The organism is Saccharopolyspora sp. MMCC62, assembly GCF_057736575.1.
Window position 1 is genome coordinate 43,516 of sequence record NZ_JBYKCM010000012.1, and the last position, 17,145, is coordinate 60,660.

A 17,145-nucleotide genomic window follows, 5' to 3' on the forward strand; every position below is an offset into this window, starting at 1 on the left:
TCATATGAAGATCCGCCGCGGGCCCGGTACCGGCTCCACCGGAACCCGGGCACCTGCACCGATGCCCCGCGGCGACCCGCCGGGCACTCGTTCGGCGGTATCCGGCGGCGAAATCCGACCTGCGAGAGCAGGCAGCGGCGCTCCGCGCAAGGCCTCAGCCACCCGTGCGGAGCAGTGCTCGATCACATTTCCGAAGTTGATCATGGCTGAACCGGCCAACTGTACTCAATGTGATCAACATTCGCTACGGTGGCCCGCGTGCGCCGTGGTGCTGCCGCACGCAGCACCACGAGCCGGCTGGCAAGGCCGAGGAACCCGCGGTGGCGCGGGATGGGTGAGGACGGCGATGCAACAAACGACAGGGTGGATACTCGGCGGCCTGGTGATCCTGGTGGTGCTGCTGGGAGCCGCGGTGGCGTTGTTGAGCGCTCGGTTGCGCCAACAGCACAAGGAGATCGAGCAGCTCGCGGCGCTCGACCCGCTCCCGGCACCGGAGCCCGCGCAGGCACCGGCCCCCGCGGCGCTGGAACCGCCGACCGCTCCCGCGCTGGAACCGATGCCCGTCCAACCGGACGAGCGGTTCCGCCGCGAGGTCGTGCAGGGTGCCCAGGAGGCGCTCGGCGGCACGATGCGGCGCATCCTCGCGCTGACCAACAACGCGGCCGGGCGGCTGCACGACATGCAGCGCACCCACGGGCCGGACGTGCTGGAGGACCTGCTGCCGATCGACCACCTGCTGGCGCAGGCGCAGCGGCGCGCCCAGCTGGTGACCGTGCTGTGCGGATCGCCGCCCGGCCAGCAGCGCACCCCGCAGCTGATGGCGCGGCTCGTCGGCGCCGCCCAGTCCCGCATCCACGACTACGAGCGGGTGCGGCTGTCCACCCGCGACACCACCACCGCGGTGCTGGGGCGCGTGGTCGAACCGCTGAGCGCCGCGCTGGCGGAACTGCTGGACAACGCGACCCGCTCCTCGCCGCCGACCGCGCCGGTGGACGTGCTGATCACCGCCGAGTACCACGGCGTCTCGCTGGAGATCCACGACGGCGGGGTCGGGATGCCGCCGGACGCGCTGAACCAGGCCAACGCGCTGCTGTCCCGCGGCGACTCCGAGATCGAGCTGACCGAGCTGGGCAACCCGCCGCGCACCGGCCTCGCCGGGTGCAGCGTGCTGGCCGCGAACTACGGGTTCACCGTGCGGCTCGACGCCGCCTCCAGCCGCGGCGGCCTGCGCGCGGTGCTGCTGGTGCCGCACCACCTGCTGACCACGCTGGAGCAGCAGCCGGTGATCTCCGCCGGGCGGGACGAGCCCGCGCTCGTCCCGGAACCGGCGCCCGCACCGGCACCGGCTCCGGTCGCCGCCGAACCGGACGCGCCGCGGCACCGCCAGCCCGAACCGGCCACCACGACCGCCGCCGGGCTGCCCAAGCGGCCGCGCCGCACCATGACCCGCTCCGGCGACCTGTCCGCGCCGGACAGCGCCTCCGTGCAGCCCATCGCCGACGGGGCGCAGCGCCGCACCACCGACGCGGCCCAAGGCCTGCGCGGGCTCCAGCGCGCCACTCGCGCCACCGACGACGGCGACGCGGCCACCGAGATCGAACCGGGCCCGGCCGCCGAGCACGACGGCGACGACCCGGTGGACACGTCCACTTCCAGAAGGGATGCACGAGCATGACCGAGACGGCCCTGACGGCGCCGAAACCCGACCGGAGCTGGGTGCTCGACGACCTCGTCGAGCACTCCGGCATCCGGGCGGCCATCGCGGTGTCCGGCGACGGGATGCTCCTGGTCAAGAACAGCGGCCTCGACCAGGCCGACGCCGAGCGCTGGGCGGCGGTCAGCGCGCCGCTACAGGCCTGCGCCCGGCACGGGATGGAACCGCTGGGCTACCCCACCGGCGGTTTCGAGCAGGTGCTGGTGCAGCACGCGCAGGGCTACCAGCTGCTGCAACCGTTCGGCGAGGAGTCCTACCTCGTGCTGGTGACCGACGCCGACACCGACCTGGGCGTGGTGTCGACCGAGATGCAGATGACCGCCAAGCGGCTCGGGCAGGAGATGGGCACGGCTGCGCGCACCGCCGCCAGGCGGAGTTCGTGACCCCGGGACCGCGCCGGCGGGAGTCGGAGCTGGTGCGCTCCTACGTGCTCACCCGGGGCCGGGCCCGGGCCGAGCAACCGGTGGAACCGGCCGCCCTGGTGCGGGCGGCGGCCACCGGTGCGGTGTCCGAGCTCGATCCGGACCGCCGCCGGATCGTGCAGGTCGCCCAAGGCGGTGCGCTGTCGGTGGCCGAGATCGCCGCGCACACCGAACTGCCGCTGACGGTGACGCTGGTGGTGGTGGCCGACCTGATCGACGAGGGATACCTGACGCCCGCCTCGGCGAACCGCCCGGCGTCGGTGCCCAGCACGGATCTGCTGCAGGAGGTGCTCGATGGACTCCGCCGCCTGGACACCTCCGCCTGAGTCGGCCTACGTCGCCGACACGGTGCGGCGGTCGGCGAAGATCCTGGTGGTCGGCCCGGCCGGTGTCGGCAAGACCACGTTCGTCGACACCATGTCGGAGATCATGCCGCTGCACACCGAGGAATCGCTGACCTCGGCCAGCGAGGCGGTCGACGACCTGCACCTCACCCCGGCGAAGACGACGACCACGGTGGCGCTGGACTTCGGCCGCCGCACCCTCAACGATCAGCTGGTGCTGTACCTGTTCGGCACGCCCGGCCAGCAGCGGTTCACCTACCTGTGGCGGACGCTGGCGAACGGCTCGCTCGGCGCGCTGGTGCTGGCGGACACCCGCCGGCTGGCGGATTCGTTCGAGGTGATGGACCGGGTGGAGGAGCTGGGCCTGCCCTACGCGATCGCGGTGAACGCGTTCGACTCCGCCCCGCTGCACTCGGTGGCGGACCTGCGCGAAGCGCTCGACCCGCCGCCGGAGACGCCGGTCGCGGTGTGCGACGCGCGGGACGTCGCCTCCTGCACCCGGGTGCTGATCGACCTGGTCGAGCACGTGCTGCTGGCCTCGACCTCCGGCAGGCACGCCGCCGACCCGACGGTGCGCTCGTGACCGCACTCCCCCAGCCCCCGACGACCTCCCCGACGACGGAGCGACCATGACGGCCCTGCCCGGCCCCGACCTGCAAGACCGCATCCCGCTGCACGGCGACGAGTTCACCGCGCACCCGGACCAGGTGTACGCGCGGCTGCGCTCCCGCGGCCCGATCGTGCCGGTGACGCTGGCGCCCGACGTGCCCGCGATGCTGGTGGTCGACTACGAGACGGCGCTGCAGGTGCTGCGCAGCCCGCACGTGTTCGTCAAGGACTCGCGCCGCTGGCAGGACACCGCGCCGCCGGACACCCCGGTGCTGCCGATGATGTCCTGGCGGCCGAACACGCTGTTCGCCGACGGGCAGCGGCACGCGCGGCTGCGCCCGCCGGTGGAGCACAGCCTCACCGCGGTGAAACCCGCGCAGCTGCGGCGCTTCGTGCAGTCCAGCGCGATCCGGCTGATCACCGGGTTCACCGGCCGCGGCCACGCCGACCTGCTCGGCGAGTACGCGGCGCAGCTGCCGATGCTGGTGCTGCAGCAGATGTTCGGCTGCCCCGCCGAGATCGCGCAGGCCATGGTCGCCGCGATCGCCGCGCTGTGGGACGGCACCGACCCGCAGCTGGCGAACCGGTACCTGGAGGAGAGCGTCAACGACCTCGTCCGGTACAAGCGCGCGAACCCCGGGGACGACGTGACGACCCGGATGATCGAGCACCCGCACGGCCTCGACGACGACGAGCTGCAGCACCAGCTGATCATCACGATGGGCGCCGGCGCGGAACCGCTGGGCAACTGGATCGCGAACGCGCTGTACCTGCTGCTCACCGAGCACCGGGTGGCCGACGCGGTCGCCACCGGCAGCGTCGCGCTGGACGAAGCGCTCGACGACGTGCTGTGGCGGTTCACCCCGCTGGCGAACTACGCGATCACCTACCCGCGGCACCCGGTGTACCTGGGCCGCGTGCTGCTGCCCGCCGACGAACCGGTCGTGATCTCGATGGCCGCGATCAACACCGACCCGGCGCTGCACCCGTCCGGGCAGATCCCGGCGGGCAACCGGGCGCACCTCGCGTTCAGCGCTGGCGCGCACACCTGCCCGGCGAGCAGGCCCGCGCGCTTGATCGCGACCGTGGCGCTGGAGACCCTTTTGGACTACGTTCCCGAAGTCGAGCTGGATGATCAGCAACCGCTGCGGTGGCGTCCCGGCCCCTTCCACCGGGCGCTGACGGCCCTGCCGGTGCGCTTCCCAGCCGTGTCCTCGCTCGCCGAACCCACCACAGGAGGATCAGCATGTCCGCATCGCAGTGCCCCGTGACCGCTCTCGACCCGGCCGGTGCCGACGTGCACGGCGAGAACGACCGGTTGCGCGCGCACGGCTCGGCCGCGCTGATCGCGCTCCCCGGGGACGTGCCCGCCTGGGTGATCACCGATCACGGCGAGCTGCGCGGGCTGCTGTCCGATCCGCGGGTGTCCAAGGACCCGCGGCAGCACTGGCCCGCGTGGATCAACGGCGAGATCCCGGCGGACTGGCCGCTGATCTCCTGGGTCGGCGTGGACAACATGTTCACCGCGTTCGGCTCGGAGCACACCCGGCTGCGCGGCCTCGTGTCGAAGGCGTTCACGCCGCGCCGCGTGCAGGCGCTGCGGCCCCGCATCGAGCAGATCACCGCGGAACTGCTGGACGGGCTGGCCGCGGAGACCGGTGAGGTGGACCTGCGCACCGGCTTCACCTACCCGCTGCCGATCGCGGTCATCACCGACCTGTTCGGGGTGCCCGACGAGATGCGCGGGAAGCTGCGCCACATCGTCGACGAGGTGTTCCGCACCTCCGCCACCCCGGAGGAGACGGCGGCGACGGCGCAGGAGATGGGCCGCTTCCTCACCGACCTCATCGAATCGAAGCGGCAGCACCCCGGCGACGACCTCACCAGCGGGCTGCTCGCGGCCCGCGACGAGGAGCAGAACCGGCTCAGCGAACGGGAACTCGCCGACACCCTGATCCTCATGATCGGTGCCGGGCACGAGACCACGGTGAACCTGCTCGGCCAGGCCGTCGTCGCGCTGACCACGCACCCCGAGCAGCGCGCCGCGCTGCGCGCGGGCGACATCGGCTGGGACGACGTGATCGAGGAGACGCTGCGCTGGCAGCCCGCGCTGGCGAACGTGCCGCTGCGGTTCGCCACCACCGACATCAAGCTCGCCGACGGCACCGTCATCGCCGAAGGCGACGCGATCCTCGCGTCCTACGCGGCGGCGAACCGGGACCCCGGCCACTACGACGCGCCGGAGGTGTTCGACGCCCGGCGCGGCGCGCGGGACCACCTGGCGTTCGGCTTCGGCCCGCACTTCTGCCTGGGTGCGGCGCTGGCCAGGCTGGAGGCGCAGATCGCGCTGCCCGCCTTGTTCGACCGGTTCCCCGACCTCGCCCTCGCGGTCGGGTCGGACGCGTTGGAGCCCTCCGAGTCGTTCATCTCCAACGGCCCGAAGGCGCTGCCGGTGCGGCTCGCCGGTTGAGCCCGGACTGCGCGGTTCGCCCGCTTCCGGCGGGAAACACGGCTCCGGGCGCCGGATTCGACGGGCTCCCCGGCGGCGCTCGTCCTACTACCCTGGACGCCACGGACGATGAGGAACGGTGGCGATGACACGCACTCTGGTGGTGTGCAGGCACGCGAAGTCGGCGTGGCCGGACGACGTCGACGACTTCGAACGCCCGCTCACGGAACGTGGCGAACGGGACGCGCCGGAAGCGGGGAGGTGGCTGGCCGAGCGGGTACCCGACATCGGCTTCGCGCTCTGCTCCCCCGCCAAGCGGGCGCGCCGCACCTGGCAGCTGATCTCGGGCGTGACCGGCAAGGTCGAGACCCGGCACGACAAGCGCCTCTACGGTGCCACGGCCGGTGAGCTGATCGCGGTGCTCAACGAAGTGCCCGACGAAGCCGACACCGCGGTGCTGGTGGGCCACAACCCCGGGCTGGAGGACCTGGTCGCGGTGCTGACCGGGGTCCCGCACCAGCTGGCCACGGCGGAACTGGCGGTCCTCACCGGCACGGGGTCCTGGTCCCAGCTGGAACCAGGCTGGGCCAAACTCCAGGACTCCGCGAAACCTCGGGGGTGATCTCTCCCGTCCTCTTGCTCGTCGGGGGCGGGTGGCGGAACCTCAGCGCCCTCCTCGCTGCGGGATCGTTTTCACCGGTGGCTCCGCCACATGAGAAAACGCTGTCCTCGCGAGGAGGGCGCTGAGAACCCGCTGCGGTGCGAGTTGCTCTGGTGGTCGCTGCTCAGCGGCTTCGCCGCTGACAAGAGGGAAACGGCCGTCACTCCGCGGAAGCGGGCAGCGAGGGGAACGCTGAGGTTCCGCCACCCATCCCCCGCGCACCAGGAGCAGGGAGATCAGTCCCCGATGACCACTTTGCCGATCCTGTCGGTGGTGGCGAAGTGGGTGAACGCCTCGGCGGCTTCGTCGAAGGGGAAGGCCCGGTCGATGAGCGGGTGCAGCCGGTGCTGTTCGAGGACGCGGATCATCCGCTCGAAGTCGCTGCGGCTGCCGACCGTGGTGGTGCGCAGCGTCGCCCCGCGGCTCAAGAAGGCCCCGAGGTCCATGCCCGGCCCGTCGGCGAGGTTCCCGACCAGGGAGATCAGCCCGCCGTGGGCGAGGGCGCGGATCGACTGGCCGATCGATCCGGCGCCGCCGATCTCCACCACCCGGTCCACGCCGCGTCCGCCGGTGCGCGCCCGGACCTCGTCGCCCCACTCGGGGACGGCGGTGCGGTCGATGACGTCGGGAGCGCCGAGTTCGCGCAGCCACCGCGCCTTCACCGGGCCGGAGGTGGTGATCAGCACCCGCGCTCCGGCGAGCCGGGCGAACTGCAGCGCGAACATCGACACCCCGCCGGAGCCCTGCAGCAGCACCGAGTCCCCGGGTCCGATGCCGTCCAGCGCGGCGAACGCGGTGAGCGCGGCGCACGGCAGCGTCGCGGCTTCTTCGAACGACAGGTGTTCCGGCACCGGCAGCACGGCGTGCTCGGCGACGGCGACGTGTTCGGCGAGCCACCCGTCGCGCTGCACCCCGTACAGCTCGCCCCAGCCGTCGAGCGCCCCGTACAGCCAGTCCGGGTGGAAGGTGCTCATCACCCGGTCGCCGACCTGGAAGCCGCGCACGCCCGCGCCGACCGCGTCGACGGTGCCGGCGGCGTCGGACAGCGGAATCCTCCCGGGCGGCACCGGCATCGAGTAGCGCCCTTCCACGATCGGCAGGTCGCGCGCGTTGATCGAGCGGGCCCGGACCCGCACCAGCACCTCACCGGCGGCCGGAGCGGGCACCGGCCGGTCCCGCATCCGCAGCGGTCCACCGTCGCCGGACACCTCGAACGTGCGCATCGTTGGTCCCATGCCCTCGACGGTAGCCCGAACGGGCTGGACGATCCGTACCATCGCGTCCGTGATTCGGTGCAGTTCGTCCAGGAGCCGGGCGTGGACCCGGTAGACGACCTCCTCGCCACGATGCGGATCGAGGAGTCCCGGTACGTGCGGATGACGGCGCGCGCGCCGTGGGGGATCTCGTTCCGCTCCCGGCGGGTGGCGCGGCTGGTGCTGATCACCACCGGGTCGTGCTGGCTGACCGGGGCGGCGCTGCGGGAGCCGCTGCGGCTGTCCGCGGACGACTGCGTGCTGGTGCGGGCGGGCACCGGGTTCGCGCTGCAGGACGAGCCGGGCCGCCCGCTGGTCGATTGCGAGGGCGACGTCCGGTTCGGCGGGGACGGGGAGCCGACCGAGCTGGTGTCGGCCCGGTTCAGCTTCGACGCGGTCGCCGCGGACGCGCTGTTCGGACTGCTGCCGCCGCTGTTCCGGCTGCGCCTGGACTCGGCGGGGGGCGAGCTGCTGCGCGGCACGTTCGACCTGATCGCGCGGGAGTCCGCGGCGGCGGCGCTCGGCTCCGGGTTCGTCACGAGCCGCCTGTCGGACGTGCTGTTCGTGCAGGCGGTGCGCGCCTGCTGCGCGGATGTGGGCGGCGGCACCATCGGCTGGGTGGCGGCATTGCGGGATCCGCGGCTGGCCGGGGCGGTGCGGACGCTGCACGCGGATCTGGCGCACCCGTGGACGGTGCGTTCGCTGGCGGAGGTGGCCGGGATGTCGCGTTCGGCGTTCGCGGCTCTGTTCAAGGAGCGGACAGGTGACACACCGCTGGGGTACCTGGCGGCGTGGCGGACGTACCGGGTGAAGGCGCTGCTGCGGGAGACCTCGCTGAGCGTGCAGGAGATCGCGGTGCGCGTCGGCTACCCCACCGGCACCGCGCTGAGCCGCGCCTTCCACCGGCGCGAAGGCGTCTCCCCCACCACCTGGCGCGCGACCCGCACCAGGTGAACGGCCCGCTGCTCGCACCGGCGACCACCTGGAACCGCCGCGCAGGGTGAACGGCCCACCCGCGCGGCCGGTCGCACGGGCGCCCCAGCGGACACGACCGGCAGCGTGAGCCGCTCGGCCGGTCGAGCGGGCGCCCCATCTGAAAACGACCGGCAAGGTGAACCGCGGCCGGTCGAACGGGCGCCCCGCCGGAAAGGACCGGCAACGTGAACCGCGAAGTCCGTCGAACGGGCGCCCGACCTGAAAAGGATCGGCAACGTGAACCGCCCACCCGCAGAGCCGGTCGAACGGGCCACCCACCTGCGACGATCAGCAAGGTGGGCGCCCCCCGTCCGGCTGGCCAGGTGGGCCGTTCGACCGCCGTGCTCAGCGCGTCGCGATCACCGGGGCCGGGTCGTCCTGGAGGTCCCAGCGGCGGCGGCGCAGCACCACCGGCACCTGGTCGCCGCGGTCCTGCGCGGTGAGCACGGCGGCGCGCACCCGGCGCCACCACACGGCGGTGCGGAACGCGCTCAGCAGCAGCACGGCGACGAGCGCGAGCAGCGCCACCCGGTAGCCGCCGCCGGCCAGCTGCAGCACCAGGCCGACGGCGAGCACGCTGAGCGCGGTGGCGCTGTGCCCGCCGACGTTGGCGATGCCGGTGGCGGTGCCGACCTGGCTGATCGGGTTGTAGTCGCGCACCAGCGCGAACGCCACGCTGGAAACGGGCCCGCCCATCGCGAACACGAGGAACGCGCCGCACACCACGGCCAGCGGCGGCCGCGCGAAGCTCAGCAGCACCACCCAGGTCAGCCCGTTGGCCGCGAGGTAGCCGAGCACGATCGGCATCCGGCACGCCGGGAACCGCCCGATGATCGCGCCGACGAGCGGCCCGCCCGCGACCTGCCCGATGATCAGCAGGCTGAGCACGACGCTCGCGGTGGCGGGCGGCACGCCGACGCCTTCGACCAGGTACGGGTAGCCCCACAGCAGGCTCAGCGCGTTGGGCACGAACATGGTGCCGAAGTGCGCCCAGAACGCGAGCCGGGTGCCGGGGATCGACCAGGCGGACCGCACCTTCCGCAGGATGGCGCCGACGTCCTCGGCACCGGAGGTGGTGCCTGGCACGTCGCGTACCACCCCGGTCGTCACGCCCGCGTAGGCGGCGGTGATCGCGCCGACGAGCAGGAACGTCCAAGTCCAGCCGAGCGAGCCGAGCAGCGCGGTGAGCGGGAACGTCGCGGCGACGCCGCCGAGCGCGCCCGCCGCGGCGGACAGGGTGGCGACCAGCGCGTACTGGCGGGCGGAGAACCGGGTGGCCACGAGCCGCAGGATGCTCACCCAGGTCAGCGCGTCACCGACGCCGAGGACGCCGCGCGCCAGCAGCCCCATCGGGTAGGAGGTGGCGAGCGCGAACAGCAGCTGCCCGCAGCCGAGCAGCAGCACGGCGGCGGTGAGCACGCGGCGGGAGCCGAACCGGTCCACCAGGAGCCCGGTGGGGATCTGCATGGCGGCGTAGATCCCGACCTGCAGCACGGTGAAGGCGCTCAGCGCGGCGGGCCCGACCTCGAACCGGTCGATGGCCAGGGGGCCTGCGACGCCGAGCGTCCCGCGGTGGAACACGGCGGCGAGGTAGGTGAGCACGGCGGCGCCCCAGATCAGCCATGCCTGCCGCGTCCCGCTTCCCGCTGATCGGGACGGCGGTGGGGTGCTGCCCGGGTTCGCCGAGGTGGCGGCCACTCGGGTGATCGGTGGCGGTGCCCCGCCACTGCGATCACGGTCGTCCGATTGCCGACTCTCCGGTCGGTCGCCTGCCACGTCGTGCCCCTTCCGCGCTTTTTCCGGTTCCGCACTCATCGTCGTCGGCCGAGCGCGAGAAGTTAGCGCCCGAAAGCGTGGAATCCGCCACAGTGACCATCCACAATGGACGAAACGTGGTTCGACGAGACCATCCGGGACCGGCATCCGCCCCGATCCGCTGGCCCGACGGGGCGTCCGCCGTTCGGGACCCGCCGCGGTGTCCCAGCATCCGGGAGCGGGGCGGGTGTCGGCGCCGGCGCGTTGACAGCGGTCGCGGCCGTTCCTAGCGTCGTCGCGTGCGACCGGCCCTGCTCACCTCGCGCCACCACGTGGACGGAAGGCCGCCACCGAACACGACAGACCGCCGCACCGGTTCGGGACGAATCCCGGATGGAACGGAGGTTGGTGTCGTCGTGCCTACCGAGCAGCCCACTCGATGCAGGTCGGCCGCTGACCGGTCCGCAGGAACTCGCGGGTCACCTGAAGCGCGTCTTCGGCCGGGATCTCCGAAAACCTCGGGAACGGAGCGTGGTGGTCGGCCCACCAGTAGTCCGCCGGTTCCGGGTTCGAACCATCGGCCGGGAGGTGAGCCGTCTTCCCATCCCAGTAGATCAGCGCACCGCGCTCACCGTTGAGCCCGACTTTCAGAGTCGGCGCGGTGGTGTTGTCGATGTCGGTGTAGAACGACCACATCTGCTGCGTGCGCTCATGATCCGCGCGCCGCAACACCTCGACGACCTCTTCCGGAGTCTCTTCGAGGTCCGAGACCTGCGTGCCGCCGTCTTCGAGCAGCTCCTCCACAGCGCTGCTGGTCATCCCTGCTCCTGCCCTCGGTAGTTCCACTGGAACGGCTCGTTGTCCCGCGTTGTGCCGTAGACGGTGACGCTATACCCCGGCGGCAGGAACTTGGGCAGAACCTTGTGGCAGACGTCCTGGAATCGCTTCTGCCGCTCGTACCCGCACGGGGTGTGGTTGATGGCGACCTCAGCGTTCGGGACCTTCCACTCGGCCATCATCGCAGCCACCTTGATCTCCACGTGGTGTTCGAGCTGATCCGTCTGCACGTTGATCGCATCGAGTCGATCGCGGATCAGTGCCACCCAGTGCGGATCCTCCCCCGAGCTGATCGGGACCGTCTTGTCGCCGATCTTGGCTCGCCCCTTGGTGCGCTGCTTGGCACCTGGTTCAACCCGCGGCGGCAAGTTCTCGACGAGCCCGGCGGCTTCGGGCGGGTACTGATCGCCGTGGGAGTTCGTGATCGTTCTCGCCCGAGTCGGGGCGGCCGACGACGAAGTGGCGTCGGGGACTCTGCTCGGCGTTGCGGGTTCGCCGCCGACGCCGACCCGGTACTCGCCGATCGCCACGACGACCTGGCCCAACGCCGCGAACACCCGACGCAGGGCGTCGGCGACGACGCTCTGCCGAGCGAGCGCAGCCTGCATCTCCGAATCCTGGGAAGTCTGCGCGATCACGAACAAAGCCGAAGCGGCCTCCGCCTGCCGCTCGATAGCCACCCGAAGATGCTTCCTGCCTTCCTCGGTCTTTCCCGCGGCCGCGTGTAGCCCTTTCTCAACCTCCTCGAATGCGCTCACCAGGCCGGCCCCTACTGTCGGCGACAACGACGAACGGCAGAGTGCCAGCCCCCTACGACATTTCCGCGACCTGCCGACCTCGCCGAACGGCAGGTCCTCTCCCTTCCCGGGAAGTTGTCGCCGGGGCGCGGAGCACCGGGGTCTCACCGTCGTGCTCGATCACCGCGTGACACGACCTGCTGTGCGATCACGTGCGTGTCCCACGTGCTCGGGTGGCGATATCGGCCTGATCCATCATTCCGCCATCGGATGGCGATCACCTCGTCGAACATGCCGACGCAGGAACCCGATACGACGGTGTCCCAGCATCCGGGAGCGGGGCGGGTGTCGGCGCCCGCGCGTTGACAGCGGTCGCGGCCGTTCCTAGCGTCGTCGCGTGCGACCGGCCCTGCTCACCTCGCGCCACCACGTGGACCTGCTGCGGGTGGCGTCCGCGGGCTGTCCCGACTCCTGACCGTCCCCGCACCGGCCGCGCCCGCGCGCCGCACCCCGCCGCAGCCAGGAGTCCTCCGAGCATGACCACCGCCCTGACCGAGCCGGCCGAGCACGGCTCGTCGGCGAGGAACGTCCGCACCGTCATCACGTCGAGCCTCATCGGCACGACCGTCGAGTGGTACGACTTCTTCCTCTACAGCACCGCCGCCAGCCTGGTGTTCGACAAGCTGTTCTTCCCGACCGCCGATCCGACCGTCGGCACGATGCTGGCGTTCACCACCTTCTTCGTCGGGTTCGTGGCCCGGCCGCTGGGCGGCATCCTGTTCGGCCACATCGGCGACCGGATCGGCCGCAAGCGCACCCTCGTCACCACGATGGTCGTGATGGGGCTGGCCACGGCGGCGATGGGCGCGCTGCCGACCTACGAGCAGGTGGGCATGTGGGCGCCGCTGCTGCTGGTGCTGCTGCGGCTGTTCCAGGGCCTGGCGATCGGCGGCGAGTGGGCCGGGGCGGTGCTGATGGCCGTCGAGTACGCGCCACCCGGCAAGCGCTCGTCCTACGGTTCCTGGCCGCAGGTGGGCCTCGCGCTCGGCCTCGGCCTGGGCACCGGGTTGTTCGCGCTGCTGGGCAACGTGCTCGACGACGAGCAGTTCCTCGGCTACGGCTGGCGGATCGCGTTCGGGCTGAGCCTGGTGCTGGTGCTGGTCGGCCTGGTGATCCGGCTGCGGGTGGCGGAGACGCCCGCGTTCCAGCAGATGCGGGAGCTGCAGGGCACCGCGCGGGTGCCGTTCCTGGAGCTGTTCCGGGACCGGGCGACCCGCCGCAACACGGTGCTGGGCCTGCTGTCGCGGTACTCGGAGGGCGCTGCGTTCAACACCTGGGCGGTGTTCTTCCTGACCTACGCGACCGGCACGCTCGGCGTGCCGCGCAACGACGCGCTCATCGGCGTGATGGCGGCGGCGCTGGTGCTGGCCGTGCTGATCCCCGTCGTGGGGCGGATCGGCGACCGGCGTTCCCCGCGGCTGCTGTACGCGCTCGGCTCGGCGCTGTTCGCGCTGTCGGTGTACCCGGCGTTCCTGGCGTTCCAGCTGCGCAGCCCGCTGCTGACCGGCGTGGTGATCGTGCTGGTGCTGGGCGTGGTGCACTCGGTGATCTACGCGCCGCAGGGCACGTTCTACGCCCAGCTGTCACCGGTGCGGCTGCGCTACACCGGCATGTCGTTCATCTACCAGTTCTCCGGGATCTACGCGTCCGGCCTGACCCCGCTGATCGTGACGGCGCTGCTCGCGGCGGGCGGCGGCGCGCCGTGGCTGGCGTGCGGCTACCTGGTCGCCACGGGCGTGATCGGAGCCACCGCGACCCTGCTGCTCCGCCGCGAAGACCTCCACTTCACCACCGGGCGGTAGTCGCTCAGCGCTGGAACCTGCCCAGCTTGACCGCGGCCACGAACCGGTCGAACGCGGCAGGCGCCACGCTCAGCACGGGCGAGCACTCGCCCAGCTTGGAATCCCTGATCAAGGCAGCGCCGCGCCGACCTGCGGTCTGCACACACTGACCACCCTGCGTCGAACGTGAGGACGTCTTCCACCGGAACTCGGACATTCGTGCCCCTCACACCTCGGAGAACTTCGCAGCGAGTGTAGCGAGCAGCGTCCTCGTTTCGGCTGCGGACAATGCGATGTTCTGGAGGACTGAGAACACCCTGCCGAATTCGGCCGTCTCGGCCGGGTTGTCGACGATGTGACCGCTCAACGCGGTGTCGACGAACACGACATCGGCATGCTGCTCGAACCGGAGCAACATGAAGCCACCCGGCAAAGCCGGGTGCCCACCGGCTTCCAGCGGAATCACCCGCAAATCGATGTTCGAGCGTTCGGAAGCATCGCTGAGCGCGCGAATCTGCTCCTCCATCACAGCCCGACCACCGATGACGCGGTGGAACGCTTCCTCGGCGATGACCACGTTGAGAACCAGTGGATGTTCCTCGGCAAGCCGCTCCTGCCGCTGCACTCGCGCCTCAACCCATTCATCGATGCTGGCCTGGTCCAACGACATCCGCCCCGACTCGTGGATTGCTCGCGCGTACGCCCGAGTTTGGAGCAACCCGGGGACCACGTTGGTCTCGAAGTTGAAGCCCTCGATGGCATCTGCCTCGAATCCGACGTACGGCGTGAACCAGGCAGGCAGCTGGTAAAGCGTCCACCATCCATCCTTCCCGCTATCCGCGCGGAGTTGCTGGATGCGCTCCCGCATCGCGTCATCGACGCCGTAGAACGTCAGCAGTACGTCCAGATCACTCTGCCCGGGCCGGGAACGCGCGGATTCCCAATGTCCGACGCTCGATCGATTCCGCCCGACGCGATCCGCCGCCGCCTGCTGATCGAAGCCCGCCTTGATCCGCAGATCTCTGAGGATCTGGCCGAGCCGAAGCTGCCGAGCGCCTGCCATCACACCAACCTCACGTTCACACTTCCAGGGAATCGCCACATGTAGCTGCTCAGAGTTAGCGTGCTACACATCCTGATCGACAACAGCGAGTGTACGAGCCACTACCAAGAGTGCGAGGAGGTGGGCATGGGTGAGCTGGTACTCATCCACCACGCCCGACGGCGTGGTCCACGAGGCCGAAGCGGGCACGACGCGGCGGACGCGGTGCGGCCTGCCGATCAGCGGACGTGCGATCCGCTGTGCGGCGTCCTGCCTGGACTGTGCGCGGGAGTCGAAGTCCCGCCGCGCGGCCTCCCGCTCCGGATCATCGGCGAGACCGGCGCCTGCTGGGCGTGCGGACCGGCCGACGGACGATGGCATCGTCTCCGGCGGGCTCCTGGACGAGCGCTGCGCTGCCTCTGCGGACACCGGGTCGAGGGTCCGGCGCACCTGCGCCGCGCCCGGCCGAACCCGGGGCACCTGGGGCGGGCGCTCTGCCCCTCCGCGGTAGGGACGCTGCCGATGCTCGTCGCCTGACCCACTTCCCGGCTCGCGGCACTCCCCCGCCTCCCCCGAGCGAGCCGGGACTCCGCCCGGTCCACCTTCCCCGACGGGGCCGGGCGGGCGGACCCGCCGCCGCTGCGCCGCACCGCCCCGAGCGGCTCCGGCGGCGGGCTCTCGCCCACTCCGGGTCGACGGCCCGCTCACCCGGCAGGAGCGGGCGGGCCGTTCGGCCGATCAGCGGTGCGGTCGCCGGGTTCCGGGCTACTTCCGGACGAAGGAGAGCTCGACGGACGCGAAGAACTGCTCGACGTCGGCCAGCTGCCGGCCGATCGGTTCGAGTGCCTTCTTGATCCGCTCGATCTCGCGACGCACCTGCCGCATCGACGTCCGCCGGAGGTTCACGTCGAAACCGGCGACGTACACGAGCTCCCCCGCCTCGTAATCCCGCCTCGCTTCCGACACGAGCTTCGACATGTAGTAGGCGTGCAGCAACCCCATGGTGTCCTCCCCAGCACGAGCGGGCGAGTCCGCGGGGAACACCTCCGCGCGCCCGATGTTCGGACCGTACGGAGGAACGTCCGGTACCAATCCGCAGCAGCGCCGGATCTGCCGTGCGGGTCCGGATCGACCGGCGAAATCGGCCCATCCGGCGTATCGGATCACCTGGCGACATCGGCCCACCCGGTGGAATCGGCCCATCCTGCGTACCGAGTCGCTCGGCGAACCAGGTCACCCGACGAACCGGATCACTCGGCGAACCGGATCACTCGGCGGATCGAGCCACCCGGCGCAGGAGGTCACTCCGCGAACGGGATCGCCTGCGCCGCAACGGGTTCCGGCGCGCCCGGATGCCGCCACAGGCCCTTGCGCTCCAGGATCGGCAACACGCCTTCGCCGAACCAGTACGCCTCCTCCAGGTGCGGGTGCCCGGAGAGCACGAACTCGTCCAGGCCCAGCGCCGCGTACTCCTCGATCCGCGCCGCGACCTCTTCGTGGCTGCCGACCAGGGCGGTGCCCGCGCCGCCGCGCACCAGCCCCACCCCGGCCCACAGGTTCGGGTAGATCTCCAGGTCGTCGGACTTGCCGCCGTGCAGTTCCAGCATCCGCCGCTGGCCTTCCGATTCGCTGCGGGACAGGCCCTGCTGCACCTGCTCGATCGTCGCCGGGTCCAGCGCGTCCAGCAGCCGCCGCGCCTCCGCCCACGCCTGCTCCGAGGTGTCCCGGCTGATCACGTGCAGCCGGATGCCGAAGCGCGGCGTGCGGCCCTGCTCGGCGGCGAGCGACGTGATCCAGGCGATCTTCTCCGCGACCTTCGCGGGCGGCTCGCCCCACGTCAGGTACACGTCCGAGTGCTTCGCGGCCACCGCGCCCGCCGCGGGCGAGGAACCGCCGAAGTAGATGTCCGGCACCGGATCCGGCGTGCGGGTCAGCTCCGCGCCCTCCACCCGCACGTGCTCACCGCTGAAGTCCACCCGCTCGCCGCGCCACAACGCGCGCACCACGTGCAGGAACTCGTCGCCGCGCGCGTAGCGGCCCTCCTTGTCCAGGAAGTCGCCGTAGGCGCGCTGCTCGTGGCTCTCCCCACCGGTGACCACGTTCAACAGCAGCCTGCCGCCGGAGTGCCGCTGGTAGGTCGCGGCCATCTGCGCGCCCAGCGTCGGCGACAGCAGGCCGGGGCGGAACGCGACGAGGAACTTCAACCGCTCGGTGACCTCGGCGAGCATCGCCGTGGACAGCCAGGCGTCCTCGCACCACGCGCCGGTCGGCGTCAACGCGCCCTCGAAGCCCAGCTGCTCGGCGCTGCGCGCGATCTGCCCCAGGTACGCCAGCGTCGCCGGGCGGGCCCCGCCCGCCGTGGAGGTCTTCACCCCGTGACCACCGCCGACGAGGTAGCGGCTGTCGCCGTAGGTGGGCAGGAACCAGTGGAACGTGAGCGGCATCGGGCTTCTCCGAGATGGGTGCGAAGGAGGACGTCCAGGACGCGCTGCGGCAGGAACCGCCC

General features: G+C 71.7%; 18 protein-coding genes. 10 read left to right on the plus strand and 8 right to left on the minus strand.

Going from position 1 to position 17,145, the window contains the following annotated elements:
- Positions 1–346 precede the first annotated feature (346 nt).
- From AC29IT_RS24705 to AC29IT_RS24735, 7 genes are all read left to right on the plus strand, one after another.
- A complete protein-coding gene (locus AC29IT_RS24705; RefSeq protein WP_488220267.1) occupies positions 347–1,675 on the plus strand; it encodes an ATP-binding protein in 1,329 nt (442 codons plus the stop codon).
- Positions 1,672–2,097, plus strand: a complete 426-nt coding sequence (locus tag AC29IT_RS24710) for a roadblock/LC7 domain-containing protein (RefSeq protein ID WP_358436779.1) — start codon at positions 1,672–1,674, stop codon at positions 2,095–2,097. Before AC29IT_RS24705 ends, AC29IT_RS24710 begins: the two co-directional genes overlap by 4 nt.
- A complete protein-coding gene (locus AC29IT_RS24715; RefSeq protein WP_488220268.1) occupies positions 2,094–2,462 on the plus strand; it encodes a DUF742 domain-containing protein in 369 nt (122 codons plus the stop codon). The genes AC29IT_RS24710 and AC29IT_RS24715 overlap by 4 nt, the downstream gene beginning before the upstream one ends.
- Positions 2,431–3,063 (plus strand): GTP-binding protein, encoded by a 633-nt coding sequence (locus tag AC29IT_RS24720; protein WP_488220269.1) that lies wholly within the window; start codon positions 2,431–2,433, stop codon positions 3,061–3,063. Before AC29IT_RS24715 ends, AC29IT_RS24720 begins: the two co-directional genes overlap by 32 nt.
- A 46-nt stretch (positions 3,064–3,109) precedes the next feature.
- The gene (locus AC29IT_RS24725; protein WP_488220270.1) at positions 3,110–4,360 is read left to right on the plus strand and encodes a cytochrome P450 family protein; all 1,251 of its coding nucleotides are present in this window, start codon (positions 3,110–3,112) and stop codon (positions 4,358–4,360) included.
- On the plus strand, positions 4,336–5,559 hold the full coding sequence (locus AC29IT_RS24730) for a cytochrome P450 family protein (protein ID WP_488220271.1): 1,224 nt from the start codon (positions 4,336–4,338) through the stop codon (positions 5,557–5,559). Before AC29IT_RS24725 ends, AC29IT_RS24730 begins: the two co-directional genes overlap by 25 nt.
- Before the next feature lie 124 nt (positions 5,560–5,683).
- On the plus strand, positions 5,684–6,160 hold the full coding sequence (locus tag AC29IT_RS24735; RefSeq protein ID WP_358436793.1) for a SixA phosphatase family protein: 477 nt from the start codon (positions 5,684–5,686) through the stop codon (positions 6,158–6,160).
- Positions 6,161–6,435: 275 nt separating this feature from the next.
- Here AC29IT_RS24735 and AC29IT_RS24740 read toward each other — a convergent pair whose 3' ends face one another.
- A complete protein-coding gene (locus AC29IT_RS24740) occupies positions 6,436–7,434 on the minus strand; it encodes a zinc-dependent alcohol dehydrogenase family protein (protein WP_488220272.1) in 999 nt (332 codons plus the stop codon).
- A gap of 81 nt (positions 7,435–7,515) precedes the next feature.
- On the opposite strand from AC29IT_RS24740, the gene AC29IT_RS24745 reads away from it, so the two are divergent.
- Positions 7,516–8,406 (plus strand): cupin domain-containing protein, encoded by an 891-nt coding sequence (locus tag AC29IT_RS24745; protein ID WP_488220273.1) that lies wholly within the window; start codon positions 7,516–7,518, stop codon positions 8,404–8,406.
- A gap of 366 nt (positions 8,407–8,772) precedes the next feature.
- On the opposite strand, the gene AC29IT_RS24750 is transcribed toward AC29IT_RS24745, so the two are convergent.
- From AC29IT_RS24750 to AC29IT_RS24760, 3 genes are all read right to left on the minus strand, one after another.
- Entirely contained in the window at positions 8,773–10,125 is a 1,353-nt protein-coding gene (locus tag AC29IT_RS24750; RefSeq protein WP_488220274.1) for an MFS transporter, read from the minus strand.
- 477 nt (positions 10,126–10,602) lie between these two features.
- Positions 10,603–11,001, minus strand: a complete 399-nt coding sequence (locus tag AC29IT_RS24755) for an Imm1 family immunity protein (protein ID WP_488220275.1) — start codon at positions 10,999–11,001, stop codon at positions 10,603–10,605.
- Positions 10,998–11,777, minus strand: coding sequence for a DddA-like double-stranded DNA deaminase toxin (locus AC29IT_RS24760; RefSeq protein WP_488220276.1), 780 nt, complete (start codon positions 11,775–11,777; stop codon positions 10,998–11,000). The genes AC29IT_RS24755 and AC29IT_RS24760 overlap by 4 nt, the downstream gene beginning before the upstream one ends.
- Positions 11,778–12,153: 376 nt before the next feature.
- Between AC29IT_RS24760 and AC29IT_RS24765 the strand changes: the two genes are divergently transcribed.
- Together AC29IT_RS24765 and AC29IT_RS24770 are read left to right on the plus strand one after the other, a co-directional pair.
- Positions 12,154–12,231 carry a putative leader peptide gene (locus tag AC29IT_RS24765; RefSeq protein ID WP_358436915.1) on the plus strand — a complete coding sequence of 26 codons (78 nt, stop codon included), beginning with the start codon at positions 12,154–12,156 and terminating at the stop codon, positions 12,229–12,231.
- Between the two features lie 61 nt (positions 12,232–12,292).
- Positions 12,293–13,618: an MFS transporter gene (locus tag AC29IT_RS24770; protein ID WP_488220277.1), complete on the plus strand. Its 1,326-nt coding sequence runs from the start codon at positions 12,293–12,295 to the stop codon at positions 13,616–13,618.
- A 4-nt stretch (positions 13,619–13,622) separates the two neighbouring features.
- Here AC29IT_RS24770 and AC29IT_RS24775 read toward each other — a convergent pair whose 3' ends face one another.
- The 4 genes from AC29IT_RS24775 to AC29IT_RS24790 form a co-directional block, all read right to left on the minus strand.
- Positions 13,623–13,814 (minus strand): DUF397 domain-containing protein, encoded by a 192-nt coding sequence (locus AC29IT_RS24775; protein ID WP_488220278.1) that lies wholly within the window; start codon positions 13,812–13,814, stop codon positions 13,623–13,625.
- 9 nt (positions 13,815–13,823) lie between these two features.
- On the minus strand, positions 13,824–14,660 hold the full coding sequence (locus AC29IT_RS24780; protein ID WP_488220279.1) for a helix-turn-helix domain-containing protein: 837 nt from the start codon (positions 14,658–14,660) through the stop codon (positions 13,824–13,826).
- Between the two features lie 744 nt (positions 14,661–15,404).
- Positions 15,405–15,641 carry a hypothetical protein gene (locus AC29IT_RS24785; RefSeq protein WP_488220280.1) on the minus strand — a complete coding sequence of 79 codons (237 nt, stop codon included), beginning with the start codon at positions 15,639–15,641 and terminating at the stop codon, positions 15,405–15,407.
- A gap of 299 nt (positions 15,642–15,940) precedes the next feature.
- Complete coding sequence (locus tag AC29IT_RS24790; RefSeq protein ID WP_358436821.1) at positions 15,941–17,083, minus strand: LLM class flavin-dependent oxidoreductase; 1,143 nt, start codon at positions 17,081–17,083, stop codon at positions 15,941–15,943.
- Positions 17,084–17,145 lie beyond the last annotated feature (62 nt).